The sequence below is a fragment of the Streptomyces lothianensis genome, from assembly GCF_047779955.1.
Lineage (GTDB): Bacteria > Actinomycetota > Actinomycetes > Streptomycetales > Streptomycetaceae > Streptomyces.
The window spans coordinates 1-764 of sequence record NZ_JBLMKT010000127.1 but is presented as its reverse complement, the minus strand read 5'-3'; the positions used below and the strand labels follow the sequence as shown (position 1 = coordinate 764).

The window sequence follows — 764 nt, the reverse complement described above, 5'->3', positions numbered from 1 at the left end:
CCTCGTCACCCAAGGCCACGACGCCATCGACACCGTCCCCACCGACCGACAGTGGAACCTGAACGTCTTCCGCCATGCGGCAGGGGACACCCGGGGAACCTCGTACGTAGGCAAGGGCGGGTTCCTGCGAGGTGCCGGGGAGTTCGACCCGGCGTTCTTCGGGATCTCGCCGCGTGAGGCCCTTGCCATGGACCCCCAGCAGCGGCTCCTTCTGGAGACCTCGTGGGAGGCCTTCGAGAACGCCGGCATCGACCCGGCCATGATGCGCCGTACGCGTACCGGTGTGTACGCGGGCGCGGCGGCGTCCGGCTACGGCGGTGCAACCCGCGGCCGTCCCAACGGCTTCGAGGGCCACCTCCTGACCGGCACCGCCGGCAGTGTCGTCTCCGGCCGTATCTCGTACGCGCTCGGCCTGGAGGGTCCGGCCGTCACCGTCGACACGGCCTGCTCCTCCTCCCTCGTCGCCCTCCATATGGCCACCCGGGCTCTGCGCAACGGCGAGTGCACCATGGCGCTGGCCGGAGGCGTGATGGTGATGGGAACGCCGACGTCGTTCGTGGAGTTCAGCCGACAGCAGGCGCTTGCGGCCGACGGCCGGTGCAAGGCGTTCGCCGAGTCGGCCGACGGGTTCGCGCTGGCCGAGGGCGCGGGCGTCGTGCTCCTGGAGCGCCTGTCCGAGGCGCGCCGCAACGGCCACCAGGTGCTGGCAGTCGTACGGGGCTCCGCCGTCAACCAGGACGGCGCGTCCAACGGCCTGACCGCCC

At 71.6% G+C, this 764-nt stretch carries 1 protein-coding gene; it reads left to right on the top strand.

Annotation, left to right across the window (positions count from 1 at the left end):
• Positions 1-764 (top strand): beta-ketoacyl synthase N-terminal-like domain-containing protein (locus ACLF6P_RS29895; RefSeq protein WP_415954551.1); only part of this gene is annotated, 764 nt, incomplete at both ends.